The following is a 13,261-nucleotide window of genomic DNA, read 5'->3' as shown; positions in this document are numbered from 1 at the left end:
TTTTCAAAGGTCTTTGTCTCTCTTAAGACAACTCCTATATTCTAGCAAATCTAGAATAGCTTGTCAACACTTTTTTTAAGTTTTTTTACTTCTCGTGTTCGCCGCCCCTTCCGAAGCAGCTTATTTATAATATCATCTCTGACTTATCTTGTCAATAATTTGCAATGATTTTAATTTTCTTTTTTTATAATGTTTTTTAATGGTATTTTTTCTCTCGATTTTACTTAAAAAAAAGAAGAGTAGAACTCCTTACTCTTCTTCATCTTTATTTTTATTTTCAATTCTTTCTTTGACTTCGTCGTAAGATAAGGCATGATTATCTTCTTCTGAGTCTCCAAGAGAATCCTCCGGCATCTTACCAGTCTCATAAATTGACTTGATTTGTGCAGCATCGAGTGTTTCATACTTAAGTAAAGCTTCTGCAATGAGAGCATGTGTTTCTCGGTTTGCATTGATAATTTCAGCTGCTTTGTCATGTGCCTCAACTAAAAGTGATCGAATTTCTTCGTCAATAAGTTGAGCTGTATGAGCTGAGTAAGACTTATCTGTAGTGAATTGTCCTGGATTCATCGCATGATTACCTTCATATTGGACTGGTCCAAGTTTTTCGCTCATACCATATTCAGTAACCATTGCACGTGCCAACTGTGTCGCTTGCTCAAAGTCATTTGAAGCACCTGATGTTTGAACGTTGAAAATAATTTCTTCTGCAACACGTCCACCCATAAGACCTGCCAATTGTTCTTTTAGCTCATCTTTAGATGACAACATCTGATCCTCTTTTGGTAGAGAAATCATATAACCACCTGCGCGACCTCGTGGAACAATAGTAACCTTGTGAACATCACGAGCGCTAGAAAGTGTTAAACCAACAATTGTATGACCCGCTTCATGGTAAGCCACAACTTTACGTTCGTGTTCTGAAACTTGGCGGTCTTTCTTAGATGGTCCAGCAATAACACGATCCTCTGCTTCGTCGATATCACTAGCATCAATTCTAGTCTTACTACGTCGTGCAGCAACTAGAGCTGCTTCATTCAAGACATTCTCCAAGTCTGCTCCAACAAAACCTGGAGTTTGTTGAGCAACAACTTTAAGGTCAACATCTTCAGCCAATGGTTTATTCTTGGCATGGACTTTCAAGATAGCCTCTCGGCCTTTTACATCTGGGCGACCAACAAGAACTTTACGGTCAAAACGGCCTGGACGTAGGAGGGCTGGATCAAGAACATCACTACGGTTGGTTGCAGCAATGACAATGATATTCTCATTTCCATCAAAACCATCCATTTCTATCAACAGTTGGTTAAGGGTTTGTTCACGTTCGTCGTTACCGCCGCCCATTCCAGTACCACGACGACGGCCAACCGCATCGATTTCATCAATAAAGATAATAGCACGTTCGGCCTTTTTTGCGTCTTCAAAAAGACTACGAACACGACTTGCTCCGACACCGACAAACATCTCTACGAAATCAGAACCTGAGATACTAAAGAAAGGAACATCTGCTTCACCAGCAACAGCTTTAGCAAGCAGAGTTTTACCTGTCCCTGGAGGGCCTTCAAGGAGAACACCCTTAGGGATACGTGCACCAAGTGCTTTATATTTACGTGGATTTTTGAGGAAATCTACGACTTCTACAAGTTCTTCTTTTTCTTCTTCAGCACCAGCCACATCTGTGAAACGAACTTTAATATTCTCTTTTGATTGAGTCTTAGCACGGTTGCGGCCAAAATTCATTGCACCGCGGTTACCGCCTTGATTCATCATGAAAAGGAAGAAAATAGCAATCCCAATCAAAGGTAGGTAACTAAAAAGATATGAAATCCAAGCACCACTTGAACTTTCACGTATCATTTTAACATTAACATCAGCTGCTTCTGATGCTGATTGCAATTTCTGCATGGTTGTTTCATTCTGCAGCACAGTCGATGTAAAGCTACGTGTCTCTGATGATGCACTACCTAAAAATGGTAGACTAAGGTCAGTATCAACCTTTTCAGCCTTTTTGTAGCTACCTTTAACTTCAATGATACTACCGTCTGGCTGATAAGTGATAGATTTTACCTTACCATCTTCAATTTTCTTAACCAACTGTGTGTAAGACAATTGTTGACTTGGGCTTTGGCTTCCTCCTGCAAAGTATTGTACTCCGGTTACAACCGCAATAATAACTATGATGTAGAGAAAAGCATTCCGTAAGAAGCCATTATTATTTTTATTATTCATAAATTAATTAGACCTTTACTTATTTTGTATAAATTTCTTCTTTTAGGACACCGACATAAGGGAGGTTACGGTATTTTTCATCATAGTCTAGTCCGAAACCAACGATAAATTCATTAGGGACATCATAACATACGTAATCTGCCTCAATATCAACAACACGACCCTCTGGTTTATCAAAAAGAGTTGCGATTTTGACTGAATTGGCTTTACGGTACTTGAACATATCTCGAAGATAAAGGAGCGTACGACCTGTATCAATGATATCTTCAATAAAGATGATGTCTCGTCCTTCAACATTAGTGTCAACATCTTTAAGAATCTTTACTTCACCACTGCTGACAGTTCCGCCACCATAACTTGAAACGACCATAAAGTCCATCTCAATATGGGTATCAATATGTTTGATAAGTTCTGCCATAAATGGAACAGCACCTTTCAAAACACAGACTAGAAGAGGATTTTTCCCCGCATAATCCTCTGTCAGTTGTTGTCCTAGTTCTTTAGTTTTAGCTACGATATCCTCTTGGGAAAAGAGGACTTTTTTTATGTCTTTTTCTAACATTTGGGTTCCCTTTCTCGAAGTCAATATTCTGTTATTATACCACTTTTACTTCAATCATCGTTATTTGAACATGGTATTTGATTAGAAATTCTTATAAATGACTACAGTGCCATAAAGTATAGCATTTTCAGGTTTTTTTTTCAAATAGAGACGCCCAGCAACATAAAGAAAAATAATATGACCATCTTGTTCTCCTACAATGGCTTTTTGACGATCCTTCTCTAAAATCTTATTGTCTATAAACAGTCGTCTTAATTTTTTATGGTGACTACCAAGGTCAATCTTATCGCCTTCTTTTCTATGACGAATCACTATTGGGGCATCTGACCAAATACTAATAGCATCTGTGTTAGAAACATCATTGAATTCTGAAAAAGTCAAGGTATAATCCTCAAACTCAACAGATTTTCCAAATTCTAAGAGACAAGGAGGCGATAAAGAAATAGACGCTTCTTTCCTTATCAAGAAATATGTCTGTGTTTTTACTAGTTCATAACCATTTTTTAGGGGCATCTTTCCTGAAGCGTTTTTCCTTAGATAACTTATCAATTGATTAAATTGGCCTTTAGAAAGCTGTAAATCAGGAAAGGAGTCTAAATAATTCTGAAGAAGAAAAAGCTGGACAGCATCTGACTGTTGCTGAAAAACAGATAAATCAGTGGTACTAATATCCTTTGTTAACTCTCCTAGAGCTTGCTCCATAAGACCAATCTCCTCGGCTAAAAGACAAAGGTGCTCCTTAATTTTAGGATTTTCCTGAGATAAAGTAGGAAGATAGGACAGTCTGATGCGATTCCGAAGGTAGGCTAGTGAAGTATTACTCCTATCTTCAAAATGGAAAGTTACGGGAAGCTGAGCTTTCGTAAGATGCAAAAAGGGACGAATAATCTGACCAGTGCCAAATGGTCTGATAGCTGAAATTCCTGTCAGGTGTCTTAAACGACTTCCTCTCAACAGTCTCATAAAAATTGTCTCTGCCTGATCATCTGCATGATGGGCTGTTACAAGAGCAGAGTAATCATAATCTTTCATGACCTGCTTAAAAAACTCATAGCGAAAGGTACGGGCAGCATTTTCTGAAAACTTTCCTGAGAATGCACTATAGTGAAAAGGGACCTTGTGTTCCTCTGCCCAATGATGTAAATACGCTTCTTCATGCTCCGACTCTTGTCGTTGTTTATGATTAACGTGAGCAATCCCCAACTGAATATCCAAATCTTTTTGATGGTTATACAAAAAGTGCAGCAAACTCATAGAGTCTGCTCCACCTGATACTGCTACTAAAATTTTCTTGTGCCGGTTAAAATAACCCTTGGCTTGCATCATTTGCAACAATTTTTGTGTCATTATTTCAAAATTCCATAAACATCATCTGCAATTGAGGTGATTTTGTCATAGCCTTCTTTATCCGTAAAAATCGATAAAATAAAGGGAGAATCTGCATAAACAATAGCGACATCATGTTTAAAGTCGTAGGCATCCCCTATTTTATGTGCAACAGGGACATCAATGTTTTTGGAAATACGTTCGCCATCATAGTCCGTGCTTGAAAGATAATTGATAATATCTCCATTTTGTCTATAAACAGCCTCCATCAAAGTACCTGCGGCTCTAGCAGTCAACTCCTTTTTATCCATATTCCACGAGGTCGCTGCGGCTTTATCTACTGATTTTTGGAAGGCTTTATCATACTGATTGGCTACATAATAACCTAATATATTTGTCGCTACATTATCTGAGTTTTGGGCTACAGCCTTTAACAGATTTTCCAAGCTATAATTCTTATCATCAGGCATCTTACTAATCTTTCCAGAACCATCTGGATCATAAGCACCTGGAAAACCATTCACAGCAGAGGTATATTGATACTCATCTAATAATGCTAATTTCTCTTGAGACAGACGTTCCTGTGCATAGTAGAGTACACCAAGCTTCGCTACGCTAGCTGCATACATGCTTTTTTCGTCATTGATAGCAGCTACTCGGTTCGTATCAAGCTGTTTAACATAAACTGAAATGCGCTCTTGATTGTTATACTTCTCATTAAGGACTTTTTGAACAGACTCGATGCGATTATCAGTCGTTGACAAATCAGAAGCGTTAATCCACCCCTCTCCGTCTACCAAATAGTAGGTCCCTGCATGCGTCTGAGCTGCTTGGCTAACCTTAATAGGTTTGAAACTAGCGAGTTTAGAGTCAGCTTTTTCGGTTCCTAACACGTAAGGTTCTTTGTATACCGTTAAACCATCTTTAGTCCAGAAGGTCATATCTACTGGTTTTTGATTATAGATACTATCATCCACAATTGATTTCTGACTAGCGGCTACATAATCACCATCTTGAAGTTGGAAAACAGGTTCACCTTTTGCATTCCAAAAAATAGTAGAAATCGATAGTTTGGTATCCGCTTGGATACTGGTTTTAAATTCGGTTAATTCCTTGTTCTTATAAGTTAGGATATTTGTTATCGTTCTTGGATTTTTAGGAATCTGTTTAAATTGACTCAAGCTAGCTGTAGTATTTTGAGTCAATTTTTGAACCTGTTTTGGGGTCAGAGCTAGCTCCTTCTCCATAGGAAGTAGGACTAGAGGGCTAGAAGATACAAGCACAACAGTTGCAGCTATTAAGAGCTTTTTCATGCTTGTTTCTTCACCTCCTCTTTCCTCGGTAATTCCGTTTTAAGTTGCTGATTTTTTTCTGATAGTTCCTCTAACTTGGCTTCTGAATAGGTTAAAAAAGTTTCTACAGTTTTAAGTAAATCTTTCATTAGGGTAATAAGCTTGGTACAGGATAGATAGACTCTCCTTCACGTGAATAATAGTACTTAGCACGCGCATATTTCTCGGCGAAAGCATCATCCTTAAGTTTCTTAGCCAAATCCTTTCGTTCCTTTGTCTGATCTGACAATTTATCATAGTCTTTCTGAAGCGACAAGACTTCCTTCTCTTGCTGTTTGATGTTCATATAGGTCTCAACCAGATTGTAGGTTGGCAAGATAAAGAGTAAAACAACCACAAAGAGAATCCACCCCATAAAGCGATTCCTTTGTTCGTGTTCGGCACGCTCTAATCGTTGCTCTTGATTGGCACTATCAATGTAATCATTCGTAAGCTGTACAATATTAGGCTTCTTGCTCATCTGCTTCAATCCTTGTTTCACTTATAATCTCGTACATTTTTGCCGCATCTTCTTTTTTCGTACTATCTTTCATTTCTAGAACACGGACAGTCAAGAGTTTATTTCCAAAACGAACTTCCACTTGGTCACCAATTTTTAAATCTGTAGATGACTTAGCGAGTACACCATTTACTTTTATACGCCCTTTATCAGCCACTTCTTTAGCAACTGGACGGCGTTTGATAATTCGTGATACTTTTAAATATTTGTCTAATCTCAATGTTACTGTTTCCTTTTCGTTAGGATATCTCTTCTATGATAGCATTTTTTTTAGAAAATAGGGGACTAAAGCCTTTTCAATACAAAAATAAGAGGATCGACACTAGTCGACCCTCTCAGGAGATTTATGAAAAAGAAAAGTTTTAGGATGTTTTATAGTATAGAGAGACTTACTTAAACTTTCCTTAAGCTTCTTTTTTTTCTTTACGTTCTTTGATTTCCATAAATGTATGTCCAAAAATCTTTAATTCTTCAAGAATTTCATAGTCTTTCTTGTTACGAACATCAAAAGTAATCTCAACTTTCCCCTGGTTATCACTGATTTTTGCTTTTAAATGCGTTTTAGAGATGGCTTCGAAATAATCTTGAGTCAAGAAGAATTTGAGAGAGGCTTTTTCGAAACGAACAGTGATAGTATCGTTCTTACGCTCAACTAATTCTGCAAAGGCAGCATCCAAATAGGCCTTAACCAGACCAATCTCAATGAGATAGGCAACTTGGTCTGGATATTCTCCAAAGCGGTCAATAAGCTCATCTTGAAGGTCTTGATAATCTTTCTGATTCTCAATTTCTCGAATACGCTTATAAATTTCAATTTTTTGGCGCTCGTCAGAAATATAGTCAGAAGGGAGGTAAGCATCAATCTGAAGATTGAACTCTGCATTTCCTTTACGTCGAACTTGAGTTTTACCTTGACGTTTATTGATAGCCTCTTCCAAGAGTTGCGAGTACATCTCGAACCCGACTGAGTCGATGAAACCACTTTGAGAAGCACCAAGAATGTTCCCCGCACCACGAATTGATAAATCACGCATGGCTATTTTGAAACCTGATCCCAGTTCTGTAAAGCCCTTAATAGCATCCAATCGCTTCTCAGAGACTTCCGTCAACACTTTGTCAGGACGATACATGAGATAGGCGTAAGCAATTCGATTACTACGTCCCACACGACCTCTCAACTGATAAAGGGTAGATAAGCCCATATGATCTGCATTCTCAATGAAGAGAGTATTAACGTTGGAGATATCAATCCCTGTCTCGATAATGGTCGTTGCTACCAATACATCGTAATCACCATTCAAGAAATCCAAGAGGGTATTCTCCAACATAACCTCACTCATCTGACCATGAACAAATCCGATACGTGCTTCAGGGACTAGCTCATGTAATTCAGAAACTTTTTGATCAATGGTTTCAACACGATTATAAACATAAAAAATCTGACCACCTCGGTCCATCTCTCTTAATATCGCTTCTCGAATAAGACCAGGATTAGTTTCCATAACATAAGTTTGAACTGGATAACGGTTGGTAGGGGCTGTCTCAATAATCGACAAATCACGAATACCTAGCATAGACATATGAAGCGTACGAGGAATAGGTGTCGCAGTTAGAGTAAGGACATCAACCTTAGCTTTCAACTCCTTAAGTTTCTCTTTATGCTTCACGCCAAAACGTTGTTCTTCATCAATTACTAGCAAGCCTAAGTCAGAAAACTTAACATCTTTAGACAGTAGGCGGTGAGTACCAATAATAATATCAATACGCCCTTTAGCTAGATTTTCAATAGTCTCATTCTGCTCTTTTTTACTTCTAAAACGACTGAGTTCATCTACTTCAACGGCATGATTTTCAAAACGCTCTTTAAAATTCAAATAGTGCTGATGGGCAAGAACCGTTGTAGGAACTAGGATAGCAACTTGCTTTCCATCATTGACTGCCTTGAAGGCGGCACGCATAGCTACCTCTGTCTTACCAAAACCAACATCACCAACCAAGAGACGATCCATGGGTTTGTCTGACTCCATATCTGCCTTAATTTCCTTGCTAGAACGCAATTGATCCTCTGTCTCAGCATAGGCGAAATCATCTTCGAAATCCCTTTGATTATCATCATCTGGTGAAAATGCAAAACCTTTAAGTTGACTGCGTTCGGCATAGAGTTTTAGGAGGTCATCAGCAATATCCTCTACTTGCTTACTTACTTTTTGTTTAGTCTTTTGGAAACGCCCATCATTGAGTTTATTAATTTTAGGCTCTTTCCCGTCCGCTGACACATACTTAGAGAGACTCTCAATCTGCTCAACAGGTAGAGAAATTGTTGCAGCATCCTGATATTGGATGGTCAAGTAGTCACGATGCACCCCTTTAATCTCAATAGTCTCAATACCTTTAAATTGTCCGATACCATGAGTCTGGTGTACAACATAATCACCTTTTTCAAGCTCATTGTAATCTTTTAGACGCTCAGCATTGGAAACGTGACTGGCACGCGCACGACGTTTTACTTTTTTATGGAAAATCTCACGTTCAGTGACCAGAACAAGCTTTTCATCAGCAAAGTAAAAACCATTGGATAAGTTTCCTATAACTAATTGAGGCTTATAAGGAATCAAATCTCCAAAACTACTAAGTGGTAAATCTAAATCATATTCTTCCAAGGTTTCCTTCAAAGATTTGAGTTGCTTTTCAGACCCCACTTGTAAAATAACTGTAGCCTTATTCTTGGTATAGCGATGTATTTCATCAACTAGAAGTGGAAACTGGTTAAAGAACTCCTGCATTGGGTATTGCGTAAATTGATACAACTTATCAAATTTAAGATTTCCCAAGCCCTTATGAAAATTCGAAAAGAAACTAGCTGGCTGATAGTTACGTAAAGTCTTAAATGAATCCACTAAGTAATTTAGATGACTCAGAGACTTGCCTTGGTGAAGATCCTCAGTTAAAAGATTAGCCACCTCCAATTCAAGACGTCCATGGCGGTCCACTATCTTTTGAAAATCATCAATGAATACAGGAGTTCCTTTGGGAAGGTAGTCAAATAAGGTATAAGCCTTATCATAAAAGAGAGACAAAAACTTACGTAAATCTTTATGACGGTATCCATCAATCGTAACCGACAGAACTTCCTCAAGGTAAGCCTTATGAGGACCTTCTGCCTTTGAGACCGCACTTTCTAGGGCCTTCTCAGCACGTTGGTAATCCTCTCTTGTTAAGATAATATCATCTGCTGGTGATACGATAACATGCTCTAAATTGTCTAAAGATTTCTGACTATCGCTATCAAACTGACGAATGCCATCAATCTCGTCTCCAAAAAATTCTAAACGGTAGGGGAGCTCTGAAGTCATTTCATAAATATCTAAAATATCGCCCCTCCGACTAAACTCACCAGGTGAGAGAACTTGCTCCACTCTTTGGTATCCAATATGAGTCAGATGCTTACTGAGAGCCTCTAAATCATGTTCCTCCCCTAGTGTTAAGTCAATGCGAGAGTCTTTATAAACCTTAGGGTTAGGCAAATGTAACTTAGTACCAACTAAACTCATGACCAAAACCCCACTGGCCTCTTTATCCATTAAAAAATTAAGACTTTCAAGACGAGAATGGGTCTTTTCTGGTGAAGAGAAGATAAACTCTGCAGCTACTACATCATCTGCAAAAAAAGAATAAACCTTATCCTCTCCTAAGATAGCTGACAAATCTCCTATCAGTTGCTCAGCTTCATTTTGTGTTGAAGTAACTATTAAAATCTTAGGAACCTGCTCAGAAAGAGCGGATGCCATGACAACTGCCTTGCTGGAACCAGAAAATCCCATGACCAACTGCCTACTCAATAGGGTTACTTTATCACGCCACTCAAGCAATTGATGATTCTTCTCAAAAAGATCTAATAGAGTATTAGCCATTATAACGCCTCATAGTATCTTCGAAATCATTGGTTTTCAGATAATGATTGAGGGCTGTCTCTACCTTGTCTAAAGTCAGTAAAATTGTGGCATAGTCATCTTCACTAAATTTTCCAAGGACATGATTAACGACCGTCATTCCTTTCTGTGGGCGGCCAATACCAATTTTTATACGGTCAAATTCTTGAGTGCCAGTTTCAGCAATGATAGATTTAATACCATTATGACCACCCGCTGAACCTTTTTGACGAAAGCGCAATTTCCCAACTTCCATATCTAAGTCATCGTAAATGACGATAAAATCCTCCATGGGAATATTGTAATAAGCTAGTAATGCTCTAACAGCTAGACCTGATAGATTCATAAAGGTTGTTGGTTTCACAAAATAAACCTTCTCACCGTTTAAAAAGGTCGAAGCCACTTCAGCCTTAAAGGTCCTTTCTTCAGAAAAAGTTAATCCCAGTTCCTTAGCCATTAGGTCAATAGCCATAAAACCAACATTGTGACGTGTCTCATGGTATTTTGAACCAGGATTTCCCAAGCCAACTACTAATTTTGTCATTATTTCTCCTCTTTGATAAACAGCAAAAGGACTGAAAAATACTTTTCAGCCTTGTGCACTATTTTTATTTTCTAAACGTTGAAACGGAATTCCATGATGTCGCCATCTTGGACAACGTATTCTTTTCCTTCTTCACGAAGGCGACCAGCTTCCTTAACAGCTTTCTCAGAACCATATTTAATGAGATCATCGTAAGACATGGTTACGGCACGGATAAAGCCTTTCTCGAAGTCAGAGTGGATAATTCCGGCTGCCTGTGGTGCCTTGATACCGCGTTTAAAGGTCCAAGCACGTACTTCTTTCTCACCAGCAGTAAAGTAAGTTCCAAGACCAAGCAAGTGATAGGCTGCGCGTGTCAGTTTATCAACTCCTGATTCTGTCAAACCAAGGTCTTCCAAGAACATTTCTTTGTCTTCATCATCCAATTCAGAAATTTCTTCCTCAACACGTGCCGAGATAACAACTACTTCTGCATTTTCAGTCGCTGCAAACTCACGAATTTGCTTCACATAATCAATATCATCAGGATTTGCGACCTGATCTTCATCAACGTTAGCCACGTAAAGCACTGGTTTTGTTGTCAAGAGGAAGAGTCCCTTAACAATTTTTTGCTCTTCCTCAGTAAAATCAATCGTACGTGCAGACTTACCATCTTCTAGAACGGGTTTAATCTTTTGAAGAATATTAAACTCTGCTACAGAATCTTTATCTTTTTGTGTACGCGCAATTTTTTCGACACGCGCATAACGTTTGTTAATTGATTCAAGGTCAGCCAAAATCAATTCTAGATTGATTGTATCAATATCAGCCACCGGATCTACAAAGGCATCCTCACGCCCTTGTTCACGCATAACGTTTTCATCATCGAAAGCACGAACCACATGGACAATCGCATCTACTTCACGAATGTTCGCCAAGAACTTATTTCCAAGACCTTCACCCTTTGATGCTCCTTTTACGATACCCGCAATATCTGTGAACTCAAATGTAGTTGGAACTGTCTTTTTAGGGGTAATAAGTTCAGTCAGTTTGGTCAAACGCTCATCTGGTACCTCAACCATACCGACGTTTGGATCAATTGTCGCGAAAGGATAGTTAGCAGCTTCCGCACCCGCTTTTGTAATTGCATTGAAAAGAGTTGATTTACCAACGTTTGGCAAACCGACGATACCTGCTGTTAAAGCCATTAATTTATTTCTCCATAAAAAAGTAATTCAGTTAATTATAACACAAAAATTGTTAAAAATAGGCAACTTCCCTTTGAGAATCATAAAAAGGAAAGCAAGGCAAAGAATGCTATAAAGAAGATGATTAGGGACTTTAGAAAGTCTTTATATTGCTAGTGAACTAATTTTCTTAACATAAAACTCTCGTTATATAGTCTCTCCAACATCTGTTATAAAACCTTCTTAAGTTTCTTCTCGAAATCATGACGACTCATCATGACCACATGATTACAATTCGTACAACGAATCTTAATGTCAGCTCCAAGACGGATTACTTCCCATTCATTAGCTTTTTTTCCTGTTGCTTTGATAGTACAAGCATGTGGTTTTTTCATTTCAACTAAACTTCCAATTTGGTACATAAACTCCCTTTCTAGTAAAAAAGTTATCCACAGTGGATAACTTTTTCGATTTTAGTTTGTTCTTACAGGTGTAATCAATTGAATAAAATTCTCACTGTCATCTGCTGGCGTCAATGTAAATGGACGTACTGGTGAAATGAAACGTACACGGACAGTCTCACTCTTAAGAGCTTTCAAAGCATCTATTAGGTAGGTTGGATTGAAACTAATGACCAAATCACTACCTGAAACATCTTGCACGTCAATATCCTCATTCACCTTTCCGACTTCTGGCGAATTAACATGGGCACTGACACTACCATTAATGATTTCGAGTTTAACGGTACCACTTTGACTAGCATTAGAAATCAAATATGAACGTTCCATAGCAGAACGAAGGCTAGCTGTCTCAAAAACAACTTCTGTTTCAAATGAATCGGACAAGAGACGATTAGTGTCTGGATAATTTCCTTCAAGTAAACGTGTATAGAAAGAAATTGTTTCACTACGGAATAGAATTTGATTTGCTGAGAAGAAGACCTCTAAGTTTTCAATATCATCGCTAAAAACTGCCGACAATTCTTTAAGTGAGCGACTTGGGATTACGACATCAAAGTTATCTGCAGAATGCTCCAAAACAAGTTGACGTTGGCTCATTCGGTGAGAGTCAGTTGCTACAGCTTTGAGATCTTTATGATTTGAAAGAACAAAGTGAACTCCGGTTAAAATTGGACGACTTTCTTGTGTGCTTGCTGCGAATGAAGTTTCAGCAATGATAGATTTTAACACTTTTGTGTCCATGAGTAATGGTGTCAAGCTATCAACTTCCTGAATACGGGGATATTGTTCAACATCTTTCCCTTTTAAAGTAATCTCTGATTTACCACTCTTTAGTAAAACTTGGTATTGTTCGATTTCTTCAAAAGTAAGGGTAACATCAGGCAAGCTTGAGACAACATTAATGAAAAAGTTTGCTTCCAAAAGAATACTACCTGGCTGTGTAATTAATAGACCTGCATTTTCTTCCGAAACTGAAATACTATTTTCAATTGAGATTTGCCCGTTTGATCCTGTTAAATAGATACCATCACTGTTAACTTCGATTTTAATCGTCGATAGAATTGGGATAGCATTTTTAGAAGAAATAGCACGGCGAGTCGTATGAAGTGCTTGTAAGAAATAAGCTTTATTAATCGCAAATTGAATCATGATGCTCCTTTATTTTTATTAGTATTATTTTAGTAGTAGTAGTA

12 protein-coding genes are annotated in these 13,261 nt (G+C 38.1%); all 12 read right to left on the bottom strand.

The window, feature by feature from the left end; genetic code table 11:
• Nucleotides 1-249: 249 nt before the first annotated feature.
• The 12 genes from ftsH to dnaN all read right to left on the bottom strand — a co-directional run bounded on the left by ftsH (nucleotide 250) and on the right by dnaN (nucleotide 13,217).
• A complete protein-coding gene (ftsH, locus tag H7U04_RS07305; protein ID WP_002883966.1) occupies nucleotides 250-2,229 on the bottom strand; it encodes an ATP-dependent zinc metalloprotease FtsH in 1,980 nt (659 codons plus the stop codon).
• A gap of 19 nt (nucleotides 2,230-2,248) precedes the next feature.
• Nucleotides 2,249-2,791, bottom strand: a complete 543-nt coding sequence (gene hpt, locus H7U04_RS07300) for a hypoxanthine phosphoribosyltransferase (protein WP_002883962.1) — start codon at nucleotides 2,789-2,791, stop codon at nucleotides 2,249-2,251.
• An 81-nt stretch (nucleotides 2,792-2,872) separates the two neighbouring features.
• The gene (tilS, locus tag H7U04_RS07295) at nucleotides 2,873-4,138 is read right to left on the bottom strand and encodes a tRNA lysidine(34) synthetase TilS (RefSeq protein ID WP_073690160.1); all 1,266 of its coding nucleotides are present in this window, start codon (nucleotides 4,136-4,138) and stop codon (nucleotides 2,873-2,875) included.
• Nucleotides 4,138-5,430, bottom strand: coding sequence for a serine hydrolase (locus tag H7U04_RS07290; RefSeq protein WP_073690161.1), 1,293 nt, complete (start codon nucleotides 5,428-5,430; stop codon nucleotides 4,138-4,140). The genes tilS and H7U04_RS07290 overlap by 1 nt, the downstream gene beginning before the upstream one ends.
• On the bottom strand, nucleotides 5,427-5,558 hold the full coding sequence (locus tag H7U04_RS07285) for an SP_0009 family protein (RefSeq protein ID WP_002883955.1): 132 nt from the start codon (nucleotides 5,556-5,558) through the stop codon (nucleotides 5,427-5,429). Before H7U04_RS07285 ends, H7U04_RS07290 begins: the two co-directional genes overlap by 4 nt.
• Nucleotides 5,558-5,929: an FtsB family cell division protein gene (locus tag H7U04_RS07280; RefSeq protein WP_037597264.1), complete on the bottom strand. Its 372-nt coding sequence runs from the start codon at nucleotides 5,927-5,929 to the stop codon at nucleotides 5,558-5,560. The genes H7U04_RS07285 and H7U04_RS07280 overlap by 1 nt, the downstream gene beginning before the upstream one ends.
• Nucleotides 5,913-6,188, bottom strand: coding sequence for an RNA-binding S4 domain-containing protein (locus tag H7U04_RS07275; RefSeq protein ID WP_002883975.1), 276 nt, complete (start codon nucleotides 6,186-6,188; stop codon nucleotides 5,913-5,915). Before H7U04_RS07275 ends, H7U04_RS07280 begins: the two co-directional genes overlap by 17 nt.
• Before the next feature lie 184 nt (nucleotides 6,189-6,372).
• Nucleotides 6,373-9,879 (bottom strand): transcription-repair coupling factor, encoded by a 3,507-nt coding sequence (gene mfd / locus H7U04_RS07270; protein WP_110980768.1) that lies wholly within the window; start codon nucleotides 9,877-9,879, stop codon nucleotides 6,373-6,375.
• Nucleotides 9,872-10,441: an aminoacyl-tRNA hydrolase gene (gene pth, locus H7U04_RS07265; RefSeq protein WP_037597255.1), complete on the bottom strand. Its 570-nt coding sequence runs from the start codon at nucleotides 10,439-10,441 to the stop codon at nucleotides 9,872-9,874. The genes mfd and pth overlap by 8 nt, the downstream gene beginning before the upstream one ends.
• A gap of 71 nt (nucleotides 10,442-10,512) precedes the next feature.
• A complete protein-coding gene (gene ychF, locus H7U04_RS07260; RefSeq protein WP_073690163.1) occupies nucleotides 10,513-11,628 on the bottom strand; it encodes a redox-regulated ATPase YchF in 1,116 nt (371 codons plus the stop codon).
• A gap of 209 nt (nucleotides 11,629-11,837) precedes the next feature.
• A complete protein-coding gene (locus H7U04_RS07255; protein ID WP_110980769.1) occupies nucleotides 11,838-12,029 on the bottom strand; it encodes a DUF951 domain-containing protein in 192 nt (63 codons plus the stop codon).
• Nucleotides 12,030-12,080: 51 nt separating this feature from the next.
• Nucleotides 12,081-13,217, bottom strand: a complete 1,137-nt coding sequence (gene dnaN, locus H7U04_RS07250; protein ID WP_110980770.1) for a DNA polymerase III subunit beta — start codon at nucleotides 13,215-13,217, stop codon at nucleotides 12,081-12,083.
• Nucleotides 13,218-13,261: the final 44 nt, after the last annotated feature.

Origin of the sequence: Streptococcus sp. 22.1 (assembly GCF_016648645.1) — a bacterium.
Lineage (GTDB): Bacteria > Bacillota > Bacilli > Lactobacillales > Streptococcaceae > Streptococcus.
This window is presented reverse-complemented; position numbering and strand designations above follow the sequence as displayed.

Coding starts and splice junctions, on each gene's coding strand:
- ftsH (WP_002883966.1), bottom strand. CDS start 2,229: ATGAATAATAAAAATAATAATGGCTTCTTACGGAATGCTTTTCTCTAC.
- hpt (WP_002883962.1), bottom strand. CDS start 2,791: ATGTTAGAAAAAGACATAAAAAAAGTCCTCTTTTCCCAAGAGGATATC.
- tilS (WP_073690160.1), bottom strand. CDS start 4,138: ATGACACAAAAATTGTTGCAAATGATGCAAGCCAAGGGTTATTTTAAC.
- H7U04_RS07290 (WP_073690161.1), bottom strand. CDS start 5,430: ATGAAAAAGCTCTTAATAGCTGCAACTGTTGTGCTTGTATCTTCTAGC.
- H7U04_RS07285 (WP_002883955.1), bottom strand. CDS start 5,558: ATGAAAGATTTACTTAAAACTGTAGAAACTTTTTTAACCTATTCAGAA.
- H7U04_RS07280 (WP_037597264.1), bottom strand. CDS start 5,929: ATGAGCAAGAAGCCTAATATTGTACAGCTTACGAATGATTACATTGAT.
- mfd (WP_110980768.1), bottom strand. CDS start 9,879: ATGGCTAATACTCTATTAGATCTTTTTGAGAAGAATCATCAATTGCTT.
- pth (WP_037597255.1), bottom strand. CDS start 10,441: ATGACAAAATTAGTAGTTGGCTTGGGAAATCCTGGTTCAAAATACCAT.
- ychF (WP_073690163.1), bottom strand. CDS start 11,628: ATGGCTTTAACAGCAGGTATCGTCGGTTTGCCAAACGTTGGTAAATCA.
- H7U04_RS07255 (WP_110980769.1), bottom strand. CDS start 12,029: ATGTACCAAATTGGAAGTTTAGTTGAAATGAAAAAACCACATGCTTGT.
- dnaN (WP_110980770.1), bottom strand. CDS start 13,217: ATGATTCAATTTGCGATTAATAAAGCTTATTTCTTACAAGCACTTCAT.